Raw genomic sequence first — 18504 nt, forward strand, 5'->3', positions numbered from 1 at the left:
CGGAAGTTAGGATGCCACACGTTCGGCACCGAACCATTCACATTCTGTTGTTGCTGATCATCTCGCTCGGCGCGAGCTCCAGCGTTGCGCAAACCGTGGGAACGACGGAGACGATTTCGTACGCGATGCGTTTTCGAACGGCCGCGGAAATCGAACAAGTCTTCACGCCCTTGGTCGCAAGTTCGCCCGATGTGCGACTGCACACCGACACGCAGCACGATCGAATTTCCGTCGCGGGTCCACCGTGGGTTCACGATCTGTTCAAACAGGTGCTGCAGCGCGTTGACATACCAAGAGTGGAACCCGCACAGGCTTCGCAGGAGGCTCCCTCACGTTGGAACGCGGCATCCAATCCGGTTGCTTCACCCGACCGCTCCGCTCAATTGCTGCCGCCGACTCAGTCCGCCCCAGCCAACATCGAAACGACCAGGCGGTTGATGCCGCTGCCGACAGGCCAGTCCAAGGTCATCCGTGACGAATTGTTGCGTCTCTTTGACCAACGTCTGACGGCCAACGCTGCATCCGATGGGCACGCACCGTCAGGACAATGGTCGCTCGCGACTCCCTCAGGAACGCTGCGAATCGGGTTCGATCTCGAACGGGAAGACGTGCTCGTCGATGGTCCAGTCTCGGTGGTCAACCAATTTGGCCGTTTGCTCTCGGCACTTGTAGAACGCTATCAGCGGCAACCGTCGAGCCTGACGGGCCAGCCTCAGCAACGTGTCTTGATGCTGCAGCAAGACGTGCAAGCTGACGTGGAACAAATGTTGCGTTCAACGAACCCATCCGGCACTATTCCCTCCCACACCAACGGTGCGAGTGCCAACGATCCTCGGTCTCAACTGCTGTATCGACTCACCGGACTTCGCCAAGTCTCGACCCAGGTGCCCGAAGAATTGCCCGCCCTGACGGGTGAGCCAGAAGGCACGAACGGTGCACCCAATCGTGCTCCGCAACCAAGAACCGCAAGCCCCTCACTGCCCCAGTTGGAAGGTGTTGAGGTGCAAACATTGCCAGACCTGGACGCCATCATTCTGCGAGGTCGCGATCAAGACTTGGACCAATTGGCGGAAATCATCCGTGAACTCGAACAGCTCAGTCGCCAAACACAACCAGCGATTGAGGTCCTTCATCTCAAGCACACCGATTCGCAAAGCATCGCCGACCTGATCGAACAAACCCAAGACAGTTTGCTGGGGACGCGTCAGGGCCGCGCCACCGTGACTCCATTGGGCAAACCAAATGCAATCCTGCTGTTGGGGTGGGGCGATGCCGTGGCCGCACTCAAAGAATTGATCCGCAAACTGGATCAACCGGTTCCCCCGGAAAGCCAATTCAATCTGTTTCGATTGAAGTATGCGTCCGCCGCTTCCGTGCAAGAAACGGTCAGAACCTTCTTTGCCAATCGCCAAGGTGGTCTCGCGACGACGATCCAATCCACCATTGATTCACGCACGAATTCGCTGATCATTCACGCGGCCCCGCGAGACATGCTGGAAGTGGCTCGGTTGGTCGAGCGACTCGACACCCTGGAGGGTGGGACGGTCCAGCGGACGCGGGTTTTCGAGATCCAAAATAGCTTGGCCGCCGATGTCGCTGAGACGCTCCGCGAAACCATTTCCACCGCCGGCACCAGTGCACGTCCCAGTGCGATGGAACTGATGCTGGATGACATGGGACGGGGCGAGACGATCATGTCTGGCATTCTGGACAACGTCCAAATCACAGTGGATGCACGCAAAAACAACCTGATCGTTTCGTCGCCGGCTGAAAATTTCGAGGTCATCGAAGCGTTGATCGAAAAACTTGATTCACCCGGCATGGTCGCCAAGATCAAGATCTTCCCGATTCAAAATGGTGATGCGGCGAGCCTGATTCTCACGCTTCGCTCATTGTTGCCAAGTCAGGTGGGTGCCGACCCTGTGACGAGCGCCCAGTTGTCCAGTTCGCCTGGCGAATCCTCACTCGCTCCTTTGCGATTCACGGTCGACGTGCGGAGCAATAGCATCATCGCCACCGGTTCCGACGGTGATTTGAAAATTGTGGATGCACTGCTGCTGCGACTTGATGAAGCGGACGCAATGCAACGGCAGAACATTGTTTACCAGTTGAAGAATTCGCCTGCGGTTGATGTTGCCTTGGCCATCAACGAGTTCCTGCGGAACACGCGACAAGTCGAAAACGCATCGCCGGCCACCTTGAATCCGTTCGCGCAACTGGAAAAAGAAGTGGTGGTCGTCCCCGAACCGGTATCGAACAAGCTGATCGTGAGTGCGACGCCTCGCTACTTCACCGAAATCAGAACGATGATCGAGAAACTTGATGAACAACCCCCGCAGGTGATGATCCAAGTCTTGATCGCAGAAGTTGCACTCAACAACACCGATGAATTTGGTGTCGAGCTTGGGATCCAAGATTCGGTTCTATTCGACCGGAGCTTGTTGGGCGATCTGTTGACGGTCACCAGCACGACGAACGTGACATCGCCGGGCGGAGCAGTGACATCCACGACACAAGACAGCGTGGTCTCCGCCACGAATGATCCCGGGTTCAACTTCAACAGCGTCGATCCACTTGGAAACAGCGGTTCTGCACAAGCCGTATCCAGTGCCGCCAATGTCGCTGGCCAAGGTCTCTCAAACTTTTCGCTCGGTCGCTCCAATGCTGAGCTTGGCTTTGGCGGGTTGGTGTTGTCGGCCAGCAGTCAAAATGTCAGCGCCTTGTTGAGAGCACTGGAAGAATCTCGTCGTCTGGAAGTGCTCAGCCGACCTCAGATTCTGACGCTCGACAATCAATCCGCATTCATTCAAGTGGGGCAACGAGTCCCACGGATCACAGGCTCGACGATCACTCAAATCGGGCAACAGAACACCATCACGATGGAGAACGTTGGTTTGATTCTTGGCGTGACGCCCAGGATCAGCCCAGAGGGCAACGTGACGATGGAAATTGACGCCGAAAAATCCGAGGTGGGCCCCGAATCGGAGGGCATCCCAGTTTCGGCTACCTCCGATGGCACGGTGGTGCGGAGTCCGCGAGTCAACGTGGCGAGCGCGCAAGCAACAGTCAGTGCCGCCGACGGGGAAACCATCGTCTTGGGCGGACTGATATCAACGAAGAAAAAGGAACATCATCGCAAGGTTCCTTACTTGGGCGACATCCCCCTGCTGAAGCATCTGTTCCGCTTTGACTCCGTCTCAAACACACGGGCTGAATTGTTGATCATCCTGACCCCTCACATTGTGCGTTCCGAGGCCGACATGGAACGCTTGAAGCAAACCGAAATGGCTCGCATGAGCTGGTGTGCGTGCGATGTATTCAATCTGCATGGTGAAATCATCGGCGAGCCAGTGATGGATCCCTTGTTCTCGAACTCGCACCAAGACGATGGGATCGAAGTGATCTACCCGCACGACGATCCCCGGGGACAGCGTGTGCTGGAATCACCAGTTCTGGAATCCGAATTTCCTGCCGACCCCGAACTGCTGCCTGAGCCCGATTCATTGGGGACACCCGATGGTTTCTCGCCAGGTCTTCCGAGTGAGTCCACCGGCTCTGGTTTCAGGGGGAGTCTATAATGGTCCCGTTCGCTGCTCCGATTCAGAAGATGGCCGCTGCGGCCTTGCTGGTCGCGTTGTTTGGCGTTGCCGGCTGCCAGTTTGTGCCTGACCGACCATCCTGGTCCAAGAAACTGTTTGAGAAAGAAGCCGAAGCGGTTGTCCCCACTCGCATGATGGTGATGTGGGCAGACACTGTTTTGCATCAACCACAAAAACCTGGCGTGCGAGGTTTCGGGGCCAGGATCTATTTTTACAACGAACAGGATCCAGATCCTGTGAAGGTGGACGGAGGGCTGGCCGTTTACGCGTTTGACGCAGACGACCTGAACCCCAATTCAGCGAAGCCCAAACGCAAGTTTGTGTTCACCGCCGACCAGTTCGCCGAACACATGAGCAACACGTCGATGGGGATTTCCTACAGCGTGTGGTGTCCTTGGGACGAAGTCGGAGGCTTCAACGAACAGTTGAGCCTGATCGTGCGATTCGAAGGACGGTCCGGTGGCGTGGTGATCTCCGATTCAACCGTCAAACTTTTGCCAGGACTGAATCGGCCCAGTGCCAGTTCCAAGGTGGCCAGCGAACAGGCTGACGGTGGAACACAGGCATCGGGTTCAACGGATCTGAAATCGTTGACCCAACTGGCGACGTTCCGAAGGCAAGCGGCGGAAGCAGCGACAACGCAACCACCGCGTCGCCAGACGCAAACCATTGACTTGCCGCCGAGCTTCTATCGCCACCTGACCGGTCCGGCGGAGCCCGTTGACGCGGTCACGATCCCCGAGGAACCGATTCCAGCCAACCTTGATTCACCGGATGCCGCTGCGAACGCCCCACAACTCGACGACACCACCTCGTCATCCACCCGGCATTCGTATCCGTTTCGAACCCTCGGAGACGAGCAACTGGACGCCGCCCCGCACGGGACACGCCAGCATTCCATCCCAGCAGGCTGGATCCCATCCCTGCCGAAAACGCCGCGGTACGGCTTTTCACAGGCCCCGCGTCAGTCAGCAAGCGCCAGCCTGACACCAACACGACTGCCGGACGCCATGGACAAGTGACACGCTCCCCATGGGCTGACGCCCACTGGCTGGATCACGCCGCCACTTCGTGGCCGAACTCCCGGACCGAGTCCCGAAAGGGACGACAGGTTGTCGCCACGGGTGAAAACCCGTGGATGACATGGCAAGCCAACCCACCAAGCCCTGAAGGGGCGACACAAGTCGGTTGCACCATCGTTCCTGACAGCCCTTCGGGGCTCACAGCACGCCCTGCCTGGGTCGTGTTTTGAGTCCTGAGCGGCTCAATAGCCGGCCAGGGTTTCAACCAAAATCTCGTGCAACTCGGCTCGTAGCGTCGCATTCAGATGTGAATATTCATCGGCCGCCGGCTCACCAGTCAGGATGGTTCGCAACTGAGTCAAGATTTCCGTTCGAAGCGCTGGTTGCAAGGCGTCAAAGGCTTCCGTGTAGACAAGGAAGCTGCACGGGAACTTGAACAACCTGGTTTGCAGATCGAACTGCCGGAGCGAGCGCCCCTTCGAATCGATTGGTCCGAGTGCCTCGAATTCACGCATAAAATCTCCCGCACTCTCGATCGGTGACTCCAATGGCTGCTCGTCACAGAACAAGATCGCATTCAGCACTTTCCTTGCAGCCTCGGCGATCTGCAGCGGCTGCTCCGCCTCCTCTGCCTCGCTGATGCGCTCACCCTCCGCCTGACGCTGGTCCCGATCGTATTCCAACTTTCGGATGGTGAAATCCGCTTTGACAAAAATGTTGTGCACACTGGTTTGATGCCCCAGCACCATCAACGCGGCGATGTCACTGGTCGGCAACATGTACCCGAATGTGTCAAAGCGATCTCCCAAGTCAGTGACATTGCCGCTGCGACGCAGGTCCAACGTTTCACCGCGCAAGAAGGCGTTGCCCATGTGTTGCATGGAACCGTGCCCGCCGGTCACATACCAACCGCCCCAACGTTCGGCAAAGGGGCTGGAATCACTGGTCACGTGCGACGGGAACTGGGCGTTGATACTACCGTCATGAAAAGGCGCAACGCTGCGGATCATATGCCCTGGCAACCCGCCCGTCATGGACGTGGCATGGCACCCCAAACAGTCATAGTTCGCCCGCTCAATCTTCGCTCGCCACGGTTTCATATCGACGGTGTAGAACGCCGCCCCCAGCTTCGAATCGGCGGTTGAAATTTCAACCAACGAACTGCCGCGTACCCAACCAACGTAAGTGTCATCGTTGAAATAGAGAGCTCTCGGGTTGGAGCGTGAGATGTGCTGAACCTGCATGCTGGTCCTGGAGAACACCAGCGTTTGCGATGAAACAGGGATCTCCAAGGCCTGCAGGAGCGATTCCAAGTGGCCGCGTGGCTTGCTGTAGTCCAGACGTAATTCTTTGGCCTGGATCTTCGCAATCAACCGACTGACTCGATTGTCCTCCACCGTTTCGGAGTAAGAAAACGGCGGCTCCTCAATGTCCATCAGACCTTGCGCGGGCACCGCAGAGAGGCCGGCAAACGACAGCAACCAGCCAGCCGTCAGAGCCATTCTCAAAGTGCATTTCATCAATGGATGATTCATCATTCACTCGGCAAAATCACGTGTTTGAATGCGGGTCGTGTCTCTTTCGGAATCTCCGCATTCAGGGATTCATGCGCAGCCCGGTACATCCTCTGTTCGCAAGCAATCATGGCAAACAACCTCTTGGACAACCGCTATGTGCACACGATTGTATAGAATAGTCGCAAGCACTTCAACGTGAACGAAGAATGTGCGGCAACGTCGCACTTGTTCTCGGGGCCTCGAAAATGCCCCCAGAAAGGGTGCTCACTGGGTGCCTTGCACCCAAGCCCCGATCACGATGGCGCCCGTGAACACCCCAGCGATCATTTGAAAGAAGCTGCTGGCAAGCCACGCTTCCGGCAATCGGCACCCAACCCAGCCGAACACCATCCCAGCAATGAACCCGGTGACGTGCGCCAGAACATCGGTTCGTTCGCCCTCGAGCCCCATGAATGACAACAACAAGACACCGCCAATCAATGGGCTCCAACGAACCAATGCCTTCGTCGATGTCTTGTGCCGAGGATGCAATGCGTGTGCGACCAGAATCCCCAGCGCAGCGAACACGGCGGTCGATGCACCGATCGATGTGTGTCCCCCGTCCCGAATCACGGCGTTCATCCAGTTCCCGAGTGCACCGGCCAGGACAATTGCCAACCAGGCAACTCCCCCACCCAAAAGACGCCCCGCCAGCCCGCCGAACACACTGCCAAAAACCAAATTCGAAAGCAGGTGGCCGGCATCGGCGTGCAGGGTCAGCGCCGTGATCGTTCGCCACCACTGACGATTCATCACCTCACCGGCGTTCATCTGACCAACCGCTCGCCAGTCGATTCCGTAGGCAGAGGTCTCTGCCAGAACGGCGACCGAGAGGAGAAAAATGGCGTAGTACACCACACCCGCAATCGCGCCACCGAAAACAAGTGGCTTCTGTGGCAGCGACTGCGTGGCTTCGGCAAGACGATCGTTCCGATACGATTGCAATTCCGCAAAGGCAGCGTTGACTTGATCGTCAGACACGACCAAGCACCAGTCCCCGGATCGTTGAAGCATCTCGCTTGAGATCCCCACTGATTCCAGAACCAAACGGGCCTCCAGGCAATCGCCATGCGAGGGCGAGCGAAAGACGATCTCGGGTTCCGGGCGTCTTTCGTTCATAGCATTGCGAGCAAGGTTGCCCCCACCTCATCTTTTGCGGGACGTTCGCTTCTCAAGCGCGAACAGGCTGGTGACAAAATCGGCGACGATCCTAACACAACGGCAGACAGTTTGAACCAAGTCCCCTTCCCAGACACAGGTGGCATCAACGGGATCGCGTGGGAACGTCTGCGTCATGAATGGAAAGGCTCTCGACCTGCCGATGAACCTCTTGAACGATGTCCTTCTCGATGCTCGGCCCCCACGAAGTCGGCAACCCGTAGTAAACCATCGCCCCGCCGCCTTCATAACCACCTTCGCCAAGGACTCGACGTGAGGGGACATACGCCATCACGTCGTTGGCGTAACCGGCGACCCATGTTTGCACTCCTGTCAATTCGCTCTTCAGCCGCAGCGCGTAGTCCACGACCACTTCCCCGCCCAGCGTTGTCAGCAGCGGCCCATCGCCAACTGCCCATGCGCTCACGGGATACGGGTAGGTTGGAAGCAGCGGGGCACCGCCATCGATTTGCTCCAACAGCATTTTTGCCCTCGCAACCTCGTAACGATTCTCGGACCTGGAATTCAATTCGATCTCCTCCCTCGTCGGCAGCTCATCGAACGGCAAGTCAATCTCGGCGTACGAGGTACGCAACGAGCCCTGGACCGGGTGCATTTCCGACGTCAACAAGACCGTCTCCACGGCATCGGCGAGACGCCGCCCATAGTGCTGTGCCAATTCCACCGTGCGTCGGGGCAACGGGTTCTGGTCGGCGCCGCAACCGGCAAAGAACAATGCCACGCAACCAGGATGCTGTTCTTCCAAGTTCATTTGGGCGTACCCCGGGTAATCGCCGGACCACTGATAGCCACTCAAGGTGGTTGCGTGGCACGCGTATCCAAAGAGGACGGCGGTCAAGTTTCCGTTTGCCTCTCGAACGGCGAGCACCGGAACGTCATGATCGCTGGGGCCTTGCAGTTGCCCTTCGGTTCGTCGCTGGGGCACCGCTGCCTCGGGATTCTCACGACGATTGACGGCAAACGTTGCCGTGCCGCTTCCCCACGTGACGTCGCTGGGGGCAAGCTTGCCAATCGCTTCTCCGACCAACGCAATCACCTGATCCTGGAAAGCAGCGACCCAATCATCGATCGCTTTTCGCTGAGGATCGGTTAGCAACCCGTGATGAAGTGGAGCCAGATTGAGACCGACAACAGGTCCAGAGTGCGTGTGCGACGTGCAGATCACAATCTGTTTGCGCTGCAGACCGTGCTGCTGTTTCAAAGCATCACAAATCGATTGCGAGAGCGCACGATCAATGCCGACAAGATCCAGTGTCAGGACCACACCTCGGTTTCCCTCCTGGTCCTCCAGCACCAGTGCTTTCGCCCACAACTCGGTCAGTTTCCCATCCGCCGGATGAGTTCGAGACGCATAGCCCGCCATCCACATCGGTTCGTCGGGTGTGATCGCGATTTTTGCCGCTCCCGCCTTCCAGGTTGAATCCGGAGCCAAATCCGACTCCGATTCGGCGCCCCATCCCACGGCCGTGAAGAGCACGAGAGTTGTTGCGACCAACAGGGATTTTGCGTTCATTCCAGCTTTCCAAACGGGTGCGTTGATCTCTGCGACGTTCTTACCTCGCACGCATTGTAGAACAATTGCCCGATTCCTTGGCAGCTTGCAGGAGGGACGTACAAATCGCGGATTGCAAATGGGTGACCTCGCAAGATTTCCACGATGGCTTTGTACGTTTGGTCCCCCAGCAGTCTTGCGGCGAGCCCATCCGCGAGCCCCCCTGAGCCGAGTAACCGTCAAAAACGTCAGACTCCCACAACCGTCACCGATAAGCAGACCACGGGTCTCCGAAAGCACGCCCGCCCCCTGCATCTGCATACTAAGTTTTTGATGCGCGCACCTTCATAGAAGCTTGGCTGAACACAATGGTTCATGCGGGCCGGCATCATGAGAGACGGACGGTCGTGCTACCCCACAACAAGAAAGACACCATTGACTCATTGGGCAATTGCAACCTTGCTCTGTTGCTAGGTACGCGCAATTGCCCGTCGAACTCGACCGCGAAGCAAAGCAGGCCATGAACAAAGTAGGCACCACATCGACTGGCAAAGTCATGGTCGAAATGACCGCACAAGAATACAACGCACTCCTTCAAATCACCAAGTTAAGGCCGCCTGCTGCGGTCGCATCGCCTGCGAAACTCCCTGAAGCACACTCGATGACGCATGCGAAAAGACTCGAGCACGTCAAACCCCGCCTGAAAAAGCTTTTGCCGAAGAAACGCGAGTCGGTTGTGAGATCCATTCAGGCGATGTTTCAGCATACAGGTGGAATCTCCCAGTCGGACGTGGACGCGGTGATCAAGGCCTTGCAAAAGAGCGGCTTCTTCACAATTGCAAACAGTGGCAAGGTTGCCTATCCGCGTTTAGCGGCAAACTGAAACTCACGTCCCATCGCATACCACCTCGACACCATGTCTCTAGGTGATGGCACAGCCGTCATGCTTCACCCGTATTCGGGTCCGTGGCGTGAATCCTCGTGACGTGACGCCGATCCTGGCAAGCGATCCAGTCAGCCGACTGAATGCCGTAGTTGATTGGCCTATTCGATGAACACGCTGGTGGTGCGATTTCGTGTTGAGCCGCATCACCAGCGATGGCTACCCACTCGACCAGAGCCAGCCGGCCATCCCAGCACGACAGCCACGCTCTCGCAGCGGAGACGAGGCAGCCACGACACGAGCACACAACAACGCGGGCACCCGGCACGTGGGGAAGTGGGCAGGCGACGCGGGGCACGAGAGACAGGGCAGCGAAACGAAGCAGGGCCAATGAAACCGTTTCCAGTTTGGCCCACCACATCCGGGATTTCTTGACCCGGTCCCCCCCTTGGTGCTGCAACACAGTACTTGGTTGCTCTGCGTACGTGCATTTTCCGAATCGTTGCTTGATTGGCAGAAAGCCAGCATTCGCGTCACCTTCTCCCGCAGCGGTGCCAGACGATCACCGTCGAGCGACCGCAGCTTGATGAAGACGGCCAGCCCGTTCTCGAAACGCGAGGCAAACGGAAGGGCCAGCCCAAGCCCGACTCCAAACTGCAAGACAGCGAAGAGGTTCCACTGGGCGAAGATTGTGAAGAGTATTTCCAGCGAGAAGTCGTGCAGCACGTTTCCGACGCATGGATCGACCACGACAAGACGAAGATCGGCTACGAGATCCCGTTCAACCGTCATTTCTACGTGTTCGAACCGCCCCGCGAGTTGGATGAGATCGACACGGAGTTGAAAGGCGTTACCGACCGCATCGTGAAAATGATTGGAGAGTTGTCATGACCGAACAAGTGAGCGGCAAGACGCCAGCCGCCGGTGAACACAGCAACCTGAGCGGCGAGGCGCTAGCCGCCGGTAATTCAAACAACCTGAGCGGCAAGGCGCTAGCCGCCGGTAATTCCGACCTCGCTGATCCCATCACGCTGTTCATCACATGGACAACATACGGGACATGGCTTCCGGGCGACAATCGCGGCTGGCGAAAGTGGAAAGCCGGTGAGCAACAGCCCCAACCATTGCTGGAGGATTGGTGTCGCGACCGAATGAAGGAAAAACCGTTGACTCTGAACGAGTCGCAGCGGACGGAAGTCAAGACCATGATTCGCAAACACGCATCGATCCGTGGCTGGGCATTGCATGCAGTGTCTGTTCGATCGAATCACGCGCATGTAGCAGTCACTGCCTGCGCCCCGCCGAAACGAGTGCGAGATCAATTCAAAGCGAACGGAACGACGGCTTTGCGTCGCATGAAGACTCCCGTCACACACGAAAAAGTGTGGACGAAAGGCGGAGATATCGAGTTCATCGATACCGACGATGATCTGGAACAGGTTGTCCTGTACATCACCGAGACGCAAGATCGCATGGATCGAGGCAAATAATGCAGTTTCCACGAAGACAATCAGCATCAGTGAGCGACAAGGCGCTAGCCGTCGGTATTGCGCTGACACCGGCGGCTAGCGCCTTGCCGCTCACAGGACAACCGCCCCCCGAGTTGGATGAGATCGACACGGAATTGAAAGGGGTGACGGATCGGATCGTCGCCATGATCGGAGAGCTTTCGCAATGAGTTTTTCGGCTCACGACGACTACAAAGAGAACGGTGAATCTTGGCTCGGCATTATTCCAAGCCATTGGCAGCTTTCTGCCGTGCGATACGTCTTTGATCCTCGTCGCTGAAGATGGTGCTAACCTGCTCTCGCGAAGCACTCCACTCGCGTTCATTGCAACCGGCAAGTATTGGGTCAACAACCACGCCCACATTCTGCGACCAATTGAAGGCGACTTAAAGTTTTTTGAGTGTCTGCTTCAAATATACGACTACACGCCAATCGTGACTGGTGCCGCACATCCGAAATTGACGGCAGAACAATTAGCAGGCATCAGGCTTCCCAATCCTCCTCTCGACGAGCAAAAGGCGATCTCGTCGTTCCTCGATGTGGAAACGTCGAAGATCGACGGTTTGGTGTCGGAGCAGCGTCGTTTGATTGAGTTGCTGATTTGTCGGAAGTCTCTCTGACTCATCACAAGCTGAGCAATCGCGGTAAGCGGAACCTGGGTTTGTCTTACAAAGACGCACCCAAGCTGAAACCCATGACCGAAATTGGCAGTGGTGCGGTTCGTGAGAAAGAGAAGGCTTACCTGACTGAGATCATTTCCAAACTGAATGGAGATCTACGGAACGGAGACGACCGACGGCGATCAGCTATCTCATGCGACGACACTCAACGAGAAGGTGCTAGAGTCGACAGTCCTTCAGCAGCAGGCCTGCAACAACTCCAAAGAGCAATTCGCTAGCTCACCCGACCTGAACGACGAGATCATGAATGCAATCATCGATGCGATGGATGTCCAAGCTGACCTGAGCAGCAAAGCACTGAACTCAGCCGAGATCCGCGAAAGCCTGAAAGGCTTGATGCTGAACCAGTTGGGGCTGTACGAGAAGCTGAAACTCCGAGCGACCGGAGCGTGATGCGCGAGCGACCGGGCCAGACACAGCAGAGGGTGGCGGTGTCATCTCTGCCGCTCAGGGCCGATCTGATTGCCCTACGCTTCTGGACGAGCACAAAAAAACCCAGTGAAACAGGCTGTTGGTTGCTCTGGATCACTGGGGATTGTGTCGTTAGCTACCCCGCTAGGACTCTCCCCACTGCGGAAATCACGGGTGAACACGCAGATGACTTGGCAGGTACCCCAAAAAGTACCCCCGCATTGCCCGAGAGGTTTGTTGAATGCGTTTGCGACCACTTGGATGATGCTCTGCTGAACAAACTCATTGCTCGGTTACAAACCGTGGCGAATGAAGCGACCGACGACGAACGAACTCTCTCTCAACAGTCTGTGCCTGACAATCGCAGATAAGTCGTGCGACCGCTGCGAAGGACCCGACAAGGGGTAGGTACTACTTTGCGGTTCACGCGACCGCATGCCAAAGTGAACCGTGACGGTGGACAACAGATTGGACGGACACCTCGGTCAACGGGTCCTTCGCTGAGACGAAGGTGAGGGAACCGTCCTATGTAGCCCGAAGTTCTCGCACGCCTGAAATTCAATCTGCGACCGCCACCACCACCCCTGCCGTCTGTGGGTCCCTCTGAGCGTTCAAGATAGAATGCGGTAGAGATCAGCCCAGGGACCGCTGAACACAGTCCGTCCGGTCGATGTTTGCGGGGGTCAGGGGGGCGGTGCGCGGTGACGGGTCCTTTTGAGGCCGGTGGGGTGCTGGTGCGGGTATCCCATCGCGGTGTTATCGCTGGCATGGGCGAAAATATCCTGGCCCCTCCCCCTCCTCTTTCAATCGGCGAAATCAGTCCGGCGTTTCGTCGTCGCATGGGGTGACGGGGGTGTCCGAATTTGCGGGGCCGCCGTGGCCGAGACCGTGCGACCACGTCAATTTCTTTCCCCAAAATTGGACAATCGAAAGTTGTCACCGGGGGGTGGTCAAAAACCACGGCGATGGTTATCGGTTCGCCGCTTCCATAGGCGCACGTTCTGTTTGGCAAAATTGGAGGTTTTGGCAGACTGCAAACGGACGACAGGGGGCTCAATTTTCTGACGCTCGATGGTTGGCGACCGATCGTCCCCCGAAGATTGCCATGCGTGCAGCAAAATGATTGTTGCGACCGCGGACGAGGCCACGAAACAGCGAGCCGTGTCGTGGCATTATCATCGAGCCTTTCCCACTGTCCGATGAAACGAAAAGAAGAGATTGCTAGCGATGCAACGCAACAAGAACGTAGTTTTAAATTCGTCTTTCCTGACTGAAATCACCAGAAACGCTGAGACGAGCAATCAGAAAGACTCCACGGCTGCCAAACGCAGCACTATCAAAATCGGGTCATTGCCTGGAAAGAAGATAGGCATCCACTCAGCACAACAAATTACCAAAATGGGACAGAGCGGAGACCAGACGACAATCTTCTTGTCAGCACGAGACGCCGCAAAACTTGTCGCAGAATTGACCAATCATCTGGCGAAGTTTCTTCCCGACGAATGAAGGCGACTATCCGGAGTTTGGGTCCTTCCTGCCTTTTTGAAATACGGGGGTAAGCTCACGGCAAGGTGTCTCTGATTACGGAATCTGCAAACCCGCTTCGCTTCGCTAAATCGCATCTCAGAGTCGCAGGATGGGAAACCAATGCGTGCCTGACGAGGACGCCGCATAGCAAGCAACCAAAGGTGAACCACGCGATAGGCGTTCGTCGACACAATAGCTATGCCGGAATCGTATGTATTGCCCGCTTATAGAACCATCGCTGCCATTCTCATGGCATCCAAACGTGATCGCCCCTCGCAAGAATGTTAAGATAGGCAAACCCTAAATCGCTAATCAAAGCACATTCCAAAAAAAGTTTTCAGGGGCGTTTTTGGGGTTAGTATTCTTTGATAATCCAGCGCCCAGGAAGTACGACAAAGACCGTAAAAAACGACACTTTTGACCGAAAAACCCTGTGGATAACCCTTCCAATTCTTGCCACATTTTCGACAGAACCTGACTCGTTTTTTAAAGCCTTGTCTTGCGGAGCGAAAAAATGTGTTTTCGGAGGCTTCACTTCTTCGTTGATGTCGCTAGAAATGCGAAAAGACCAGCAAAGGTAGGACTTTGCTGGCCTTTCCGTGTCCGACATGTTTCGCCGAACTAAGCAGCAGCAATCATGCGCGCCTTTTCGAAGCTTGCAACCTTCGAGCGCCGCAAAATTGCAAAAAAAGCGATTTGTGCCGGACTCCGTTTTTCACTTTCTACGGAGTTGTCTGAATGACACGTTCTGAACTGTTGGCCGCTGCCCAAAAAAAGCTTGGCCGCAAAATCCGCCCACACCAACTCAACTACGCAGTTTCACGTGGCTACGTGAAACCAGAATCACGCCGTCCTGATGGTTGGAATGTCTACGGCGATGAAGCCGTCAAAGGTCTGATTGCGTTCATGCGTGAACGAAGTCGCTCCATTCAATCTGCAAGCGTTTGAGCTGAGGGCAAAAAATGAACACGAACAACTGCGCTACCGGTGCGCCTTCACCGAACGATGACGGCGGGACGTCATTCCCTTGGGGAACCCTCCCACCACTGCTTACCAAACGGCAAACTGCGAAGTTCTACCACGTGAACGAACGCACGATTGACCGCTGGTTGAAAGACCAAACCTTGCCTGCGAACGCAAAGTTCGTTCGGGGCGGACGAGTCTACTTTCGCACGCAAGTGTTGATGGAAGACATTGCATCCGAAACCAATGCCGGAGGTGCAAACCATGAGTGATAGCACCACCGAAAACGCGATTCGCCAATTCCTGGCAGTCTTTCGTCGAATGCTTAGCACTGGTCGAAAAGTGGCTGCTGAGGATGCTTCTCGCGCCGTCGATACTCCGGATGGATTCGACCGCCGCGCCTTCGGTCCTGCCGTGTCCGCGATGGCTCGTGACGGAGAAATCGTCGCCGCTGGGTTCCGGCTGAGCACTCAGTCGAAACATCACTGCGGTATCAAACGGGTTTGGCTTCTGGTGAAGCACGACACCAACACAGAAGGAGGAACGTCCAATGAATGAACGTCCCTCCCTGAATGTTGGTGACAGTGCAACCCGTCCCACTCAATATAGCACCGCTCGCGAGTATCTCGCAGGCGGTATGTCGGTCATCCCACTGCGTTGTGACGGCAGCAAATCGCCGCTGGTTGCTTGGAATGACTATCGACAACGATTTCCATCCGATGATGAATTGCAATCGTGGTTCAGTCGTCCGGCTGGCATCGGAGTTGTCTGTGGCATCCAGTCCGGTGGTTTGGAAGTCCTCGACTTCGACGAACGTGCTGACATCACGTTTCTATCTTGGTGCGAACGAATCCCCACCGAACTGATTGATTGCTTGCCAGTGGTCCGCACTGGCGGGTTGGGATACCACATTCTTTATCGTTGCTCAGTCATTGGTGGGAACACCAAGATTGCAATGACCGCGGAGGGTGGTGTGCTCGTTGAATCACGAGGCGAAGGTGGCTACATCGTGGCCGCACAATCGCAGGATGGGGTTCATTCCAGTGGGCGACACTACGTTCAACTTCGTGGTGTGCCGCTTCCATTGGTTCCCATCATCACCCCGGAGGAACGCAAACTTCTGTGGCGTGCCGCCGCGGCGATGGACGAGCGAGTTGACCCGATGGCCGAATACGTGCGTCAACGTCGTTCTCAACTGAGACCGAAAGTACAGTCAGACAATACGACACCGTGGGGTGACTTCGATACCCGCGCGGACTGGTCCGACATTTTGGAACCCGCGGGTTGGACGACGAGCCGCGGCATCACGTGGACTCGCCCAGGCAAGCAGTTTGGTACATCGGCAAAGATTGCAATTGCTGGTGACGGGACCGAGGTGTTGGTGGTTTATTCATCGACTGCTGGTCCGCTGGCTGCCGAAGGGACCGGACATCGCACCTGGGGCAAGTTCGCAGCCTATGCAGCGTTGAATCATGGCGGTGACCGAAGCGCCGCGGCAAAAGCCGTGTTGGACCTGGGTTATGGGAGGGCGTCACGATGAGAGACACTCCCGAAATCGAGACATTGCCCGTTCACATTGATGCGGATGAAGTCGAGCGTCGTGCTCGTGAACTTGAATGGTCAGACCCGGATGAGTTGCCTGACGAACTGCCTACCGTGATGCCATATCGGTCTGAGTTGTTGCCTCGGTCGGTAGGTGCCGCGGTGGACGACATCGCGGAGCGAATGCAGTGTCCTCCCGATTACCCCGCTGCGTCGATGTTGGTAGCGATGGCCGCGGTTGTTGGATGCAGACTGGGCATCCGCCCACGGCGCTACGACGACTGGCTGGTCGTGCCGAACCTTTGGGGCTGCGTGGTCGGTCGTCCGTCCCTCAAAAAGACACCGGCAACGAAGGGTGCCGAACGGCAACTTCGTCACATTGAGGCGAGAGCAAGAGAAGCGTTGCAAAGTGACATCGAGGACGCTGAACTGGATGCGGTGTTGCTGCCCGAACAACGCAAGTTGCTCGAACAGCAAATCAAAGCTGCGTTGAAAAAGGGGGACGAAGAAGCTGCCCGAAATCACGCGTCTGCACTGCAAGACTTGCAAGAAGTTCAGCCACCAGAACCGCGGCGAATCATCGCCAAGGAATGCAGCATTCAAAAGCTGATTGAAATGCTCGGTCGGCATCCTGGCGGAATGATGTTGTTTGTCGATGAACTACTTGGTTGGATGAGGAAGCTAGACCGTGATGACCAAGGTGGTGTTCGGCAAATCTACCTGAGTCTTTGGAACGGAACCGAAGTCGTCAACGACGACACCATTGGCCGCGGCGAATTGACCGCTCGTGGTTGCGTCTCGTTGTTCGGATGTTTCACTCCCGGAGGTCTGACAAGCTATGTCAGCGCCGCAATCCGCGGTGGACGTGGTGATGATGGGTTGGTGCAACGTTTGCAAATTTGTGTATGGCCGGATTCACCGAAGGACTACAAGTCGGTGGACCGCTGGCCCGACAATCAAGCAAAAGACCGATTGAGAGAAACTTTTGAGCGACTGGCAGACATCGACGCGCAGGCTATCGGGGAGTTAGACCGTTATGACGAGGATGGGATTCCGTTCATGCGTTTTGATGCGGACGCCCAAGAGCTGTTTGATACCTGGGACCTGAATCACCAAAGGCGATTGCGTGCTGGTGACCTGCCCGAAGCGTTTGAGTCCCACCTGAGCAAGTATGCGTCGATGGTTCCGTCCATCGCGTTGTTGCTGCACCTGGCATCTGGTGACGAGGGTGCCGTTAGCGCGACCGCCACTCAATCGGCGATTCGATGGGCTGAGTACCTGGAAAGCCACGCTCAACGACTGTATGCCGTCGCGACATCACCTCAACGTCAACACGCTGGCCCATTGCTACGGCGATTGATTGATTGGCCGAAGGACAAACCAATTCGCACCTCGGTCATCGCAAAACGTGGTTGGTCTGGACTGGCATCAACGGAAGTTGTGGACGAGACCCTGGCGCTGCTTGCCGAAGCCGGTTGGGTTCAGTCGGTGAGGGTGAACACCGGAGGTCGTCCGACGACCGACTGGTTTGTGCATCCCGAGGCTGCGAATTTTCTGCAAATTTACCAAAGAGAAACCACCAAAACACCAGAAACCACGCCCGACGAGACTTTCGGGGGTTTTGATGGTTCCGGTTTGGTGCGTTTCCCTGACAACGGTGTTTGTGACGTGGAGGTCATCGTATGACCCCAGATACTTTGCTTGCAGGATTCTCGGCCCGTGGAATTATCGTCACCCTCGTCGGTGATGACATCAAGCTACGGGCCCGTGATGGCATCCTGACTGACGACGACGTCATCGTGCTGCGTGACAGCAAATCGGATGTTCTACGCTGGCTGAGAGTCGCCGAAGGATTGCCAGTCGATGACGACGCCGCGGAGTTGCTCTCGTTGGACGAAGTCGACCCGAGCGAAATTCCGACGTGTGAGTCGTGCGGCCGATTGAACGACGTTCAAACCGGCGGTTCCAAATGGCACTGCTCGCAGTGTGACCCCAGCGCGGAGTCACGACGCCAACTTGCGAGCCGATTGATTCGGTCGGCTCATTCCATCCGTTACACTGACAAACGCAACGGCTAGGGTCGCTCCCGAAAGCCGGCTTCATCACCGGCCCGCCGTTGCCCTTTTTTCCTTCGATGAATCG

The 18504-nt window shown here is 56.4% G+C and carries 17 protein-coding genes; 14 read left to right on the forward strand and 3 right to left on the reverse strand.

Translation table 11 applies throughout. The annotated features are described in order from the left end of the window. Positions 1-11: 11 nt before the first annotated feature. Both PSR62_RS18955 and PSR62_RS18960 read left to right on the forward strand, forming a co-directional pair. Complete coding sequence (locus PSR62_RS18955) at positions 12-3578, forward strand: secretin N-terminal domain-containing protein (RefSeq protein ID WP_274404576.1); 3567 nt, start codon at positions 12-14, stop codon at positions 3576-3578. Then, entirely contained in the window at positions 3578-4621 is a 1044-nt protein-coding gene (locus tag PSR62_RS18960) for a hypothetical protein (protein WP_274404577.1), read from the forward strand. The genes PSR62_RS18955 and PSR62_RS18960 overlap by 1 nt, the downstream gene beginning before the upstream one ends. 242 nt (positions 4622-4863) lie before the next feature. Here PSR62_RS18960 and PSR62_RS18965 read toward each other — a convergent pair whose 3' ends face one another. The 3 genes from PSR62_RS18965 to PSR62_RS18975 all read right to left on the reverse strand — a co-directional run bounded on the left by PSR62_RS18965 (position 4864) and on the right by PSR62_RS18975 (position 8869). Beyond that, positions 4864-6141 (reverse strand): hypothetical protein, encoded by a 1278-nt coding sequence (locus PSR62_RS18965; protein WP_274404578.1) that lies wholly within the window; start codon positions 6139-6141, stop codon positions 4864-4866. A 261-nt stretch (positions 6142-6402) separates the two neighbouring features. Then, positions 6403-7296 carry a rhomboid family intramembrane serine protease gene (locus tag PSR62_RS18970; RefSeq protein ID WP_274404579.1) on the reverse strand — a complete coding sequence of 298 codons (894 nt, stop codon included), beginning with the start codon at positions 7294-7296 and terminating at the stop codon, positions 6403-6405. A 145-nt stretch (positions 7297-7441) separates the two neighbouring features. After that, complete coding sequence (locus PSR62_RS18975; protein WP_274404580.1) at positions 7442-8869, reverse strand: neutral/alkaline non-lysosomal ceramidase N-terminal domain-containing protein; 1428 nt, start codon at positions 8867-8869, stop codon at positions 7442-7444. A gap of 463 nt (positions 8870-9332) precedes the next feature. Between PSR62_RS18975 and PSR62_RS18980 the strand changes: the two genes are divergently transcribed. The 12 genes from PSR62_RS18980 (at position 9333) to PSR62_RS19035 (ending at position 18440) form a co-directional block, all read left to right on the forward strand. Next, positions 9333-9731 (forward strand): hypothetical protein, encoded by a 399-nt coding sequence (locus PSR62_RS18980; protein ID WP_274404581.1) that lies wholly within the window; start codon positions 9333-9335, stop codon positions 9729-9731. A gap of 510 nt (positions 9732-10241) precedes the next feature. After that, positions 10242-10622, forward strand: coding sequence for a hypothetical protein (locus PSR62_RS18985; protein WP_274404582.1), 381 nt, complete (start codon positions 10242-10244; stop codon positions 10620-10622). Beyond that, on the forward strand, positions 10619-11221 hold the full coding sequence (locus tag PSR62_RS18990) for a transposase (protein ID WP_274404583.1): 603 nt from the start codon (positions 10619-10621) through the stop codon (positions 11219-11221). Before PSR62_RS18985 ends, PSR62_RS18990 begins: the two co-directional genes overlap by 4 nt. Before the next feature lie 221 nt (positions 11222-11442). Continuing rightward, entirely contained in the window at positions 11443-11859 is a 417-nt protein-coding gene (locus PSR62_RS18995) for a restriction endonuclease subunit S (RefSeq protein ID WP_274404584.1), read from the forward strand. A gap of 147 nt (positions 11860-12006) precedes the next feature. After that, the gene (locus PSR62_RS19000; RefSeq protein WP_274404585.1) at positions 12007-12312 is read left to right on the forward strand and encodes a hypothetical protein; all 306 of its coding nucleotides are present in this window, start codon (positions 12007-12009) and stop codon (positions 12310-12312) included. Between the two features lie 1245 nt (positions 12313-13557). After that, the gene (locus PSR62_RS19005; RefSeq protein WP_274404586.1) at positions 13558-13836 is read left to right on the forward strand and encodes a hypothetical protein; all 279 of its coding nucleotides are present in this window, start codon (positions 13558-13560) and stop codon (positions 13834-13836) included. A 759-nt stretch (positions 13837-14595) separates the two neighbouring features. Then, entirely contained in the window at positions 14596-14805 is a 210-nt protein-coding gene (locus tag PSR62_RS19010; RefSeq protein ID WP_274404587.1) for a hypothetical protein, read from the forward strand. A 14-nt stretch (positions 14806-14819) separates the two neighbouring features. Then, positions 14820-15092 carry a hypothetical protein gene (locus tag PSR62_RS19015; RefSeq protein ID WP_274404588.1) on the forward strand — a complete coding sequence of 91 codons (273 nt, stop codon included), beginning with the start codon at positions 14820-14822 and terminating at the stop codon, positions 15090-15092. After that, a complete protein-coding gene (locus PSR62_RS19020; RefSeq protein WP_274404589.1) occupies positions 15085-15378 on the forward strand; it encodes a hypothetical protein in 294 nt (97 codons plus the stop codon). Before PSR62_RS19015 ends, PSR62_RS19020 begins: the two co-directional genes overlap by 8 nt. Next, a complete protein-coding gene (locus PSR62_RS19025) occupies positions 15371-16360 on the forward strand; it encodes a bifunctional DNA primase/polymerase (RefSeq protein WP_274404590.1) in 990 nt (329 codons plus the stop codon). The genes PSR62_RS19020 and PSR62_RS19025 overlap by 8 nt, the downstream gene beginning before the upstream one ends. Beyond that, positions 16357-18048 carry a YfjI family protein gene (locus PSR62_RS19030; RefSeq protein ID WP_274404591.1) on the forward strand — a complete coding sequence of 564 codons (1692 nt, stop codon included), beginning with the start codon at positions 16357-16359 and terminating at the stop codon, positions 18046-18048. The genes PSR62_RS19025 and PSR62_RS19030 overlap by 4 nt, the downstream gene beginning before the upstream one ends. Beyond that, on the forward strand, positions 18045-18440 hold the full coding sequence (locus tag PSR62_RS19035) for a hypothetical protein (protein ID WP_274404592.1): 396 nt from the start codon (positions 18045-18047) through the stop codon (positions 18438-18440). The genes PSR62_RS19030 and PSR62_RS19035 overlap by 4 nt, the downstream gene beginning before the upstream one ends. Positions 18441-18504: the final 64 nt, after the last annotated feature.

Source organism: Rhodopirellula sp. P2 (assembly GCF_028768465.1).
Taxonomy (GTDB): Bacteria; Planctomycetota; Planctomycetia; order Pirellulales; family Pirellulaceae; genus Rhodopirellula.

Bases quoted from the DNA above. Each gene is read 5' to 3' on its own strand.
- PSR62_RS18960 (WP_274404577.1), top strand. From the start codon at position 3,578: ATGGTCCCGTTCGCTGCTCCGATTCAGAAGATGGCCGCTGCGGCCTTG.
- PSR62_RS18975 (WP_274404580.1), bottom strand. From the start codon at position 8,869: ATGAACGCAAAATCCCTGTTGGTCGCAACAACTCTCGTGCTCTTCACG.
- PSR62_RS18970 (WP_274404579.1), bottom strand. From the start codon at position 7,296: ATGAACGAAAGACGCCCGGAACCCGAGATCGTCTTTCGCTCGCCCTCG.
- PSR62_RS18965 (WP_274404578.1), bottom strand. From the start codon at position 6,141: ATGAAATGCACTTTGAGAATGGCTCTGACGGCTGGCTGGTTGCTGTCG.
- PSR62_RS18955 (WP_274404576.1), top strand. From the start codon at position 12: ATGCCACACGTTCGGCACCGAACCATTCACATTCTGTTGTTGCTGATC.
- PSR62_RS19020 (WP_274404589.1), top strand. From the start codon at position 15,085: ATGAGTGATAGCACCACCGAAAACGCGATTCGCCAATTCCTGGCAGTC.
- PSR62_RS19025 (WP_274404590.1), top strand. From the start codon at position 15,371: ATGAATGAACGTCCCTCCCTGAATGTTGGTGACAGTGCAACCCGTCCC.
- PSR62_RS19010 (WP_274404587.1), top strand. From the start codon at position 14,596: ATGACACGTTCTGAACTGTTGGCCGCTGCCCAAAAAAAGCTTGGCCGC.
- PSR62_RS19005 (WP_274404586.1), top strand. From the start codon at position 13,558: ATGCAACGCAACAAGAACGTAGTTTTAAATTCGTCTTTCCTGACTGAA.
- PSR62_RS19030 (WP_274404591.1), top strand. From the start codon at position 16,357: ATGAGAGACACTCCCGAAATCGAGACATTGCCCGTTCACATTGATGCG.
- PSR62_RS19015 (WP_274404588.1), top strand. From the start codon at position 14,820: ATGAACACGAACAACTGCGCTACCGGTGCGCCTTCACCGAACGATGAC.
- PSR62_RS19000 (WP_274404585.1), top strand. From the start codon at position 12,007: ATGGAGATCTACGGAACGGAGACGACCGACGGCGATCAGCTATCTCAT.
- PSR62_RS18990 (WP_274404583.1), top strand. From the start codon at position 10,619: ATGACCGAACAAGTGAGCGGCAAGACGCCAGCCGCCGGTGAACACAGC.
- PSR62_RS19035 (WP_274404592.1), top strand. From the start codon at position 18,045: ATGACCCCAGATACTTTGCTTGCAGGATTCTCGGCCCGTGGAATTATC.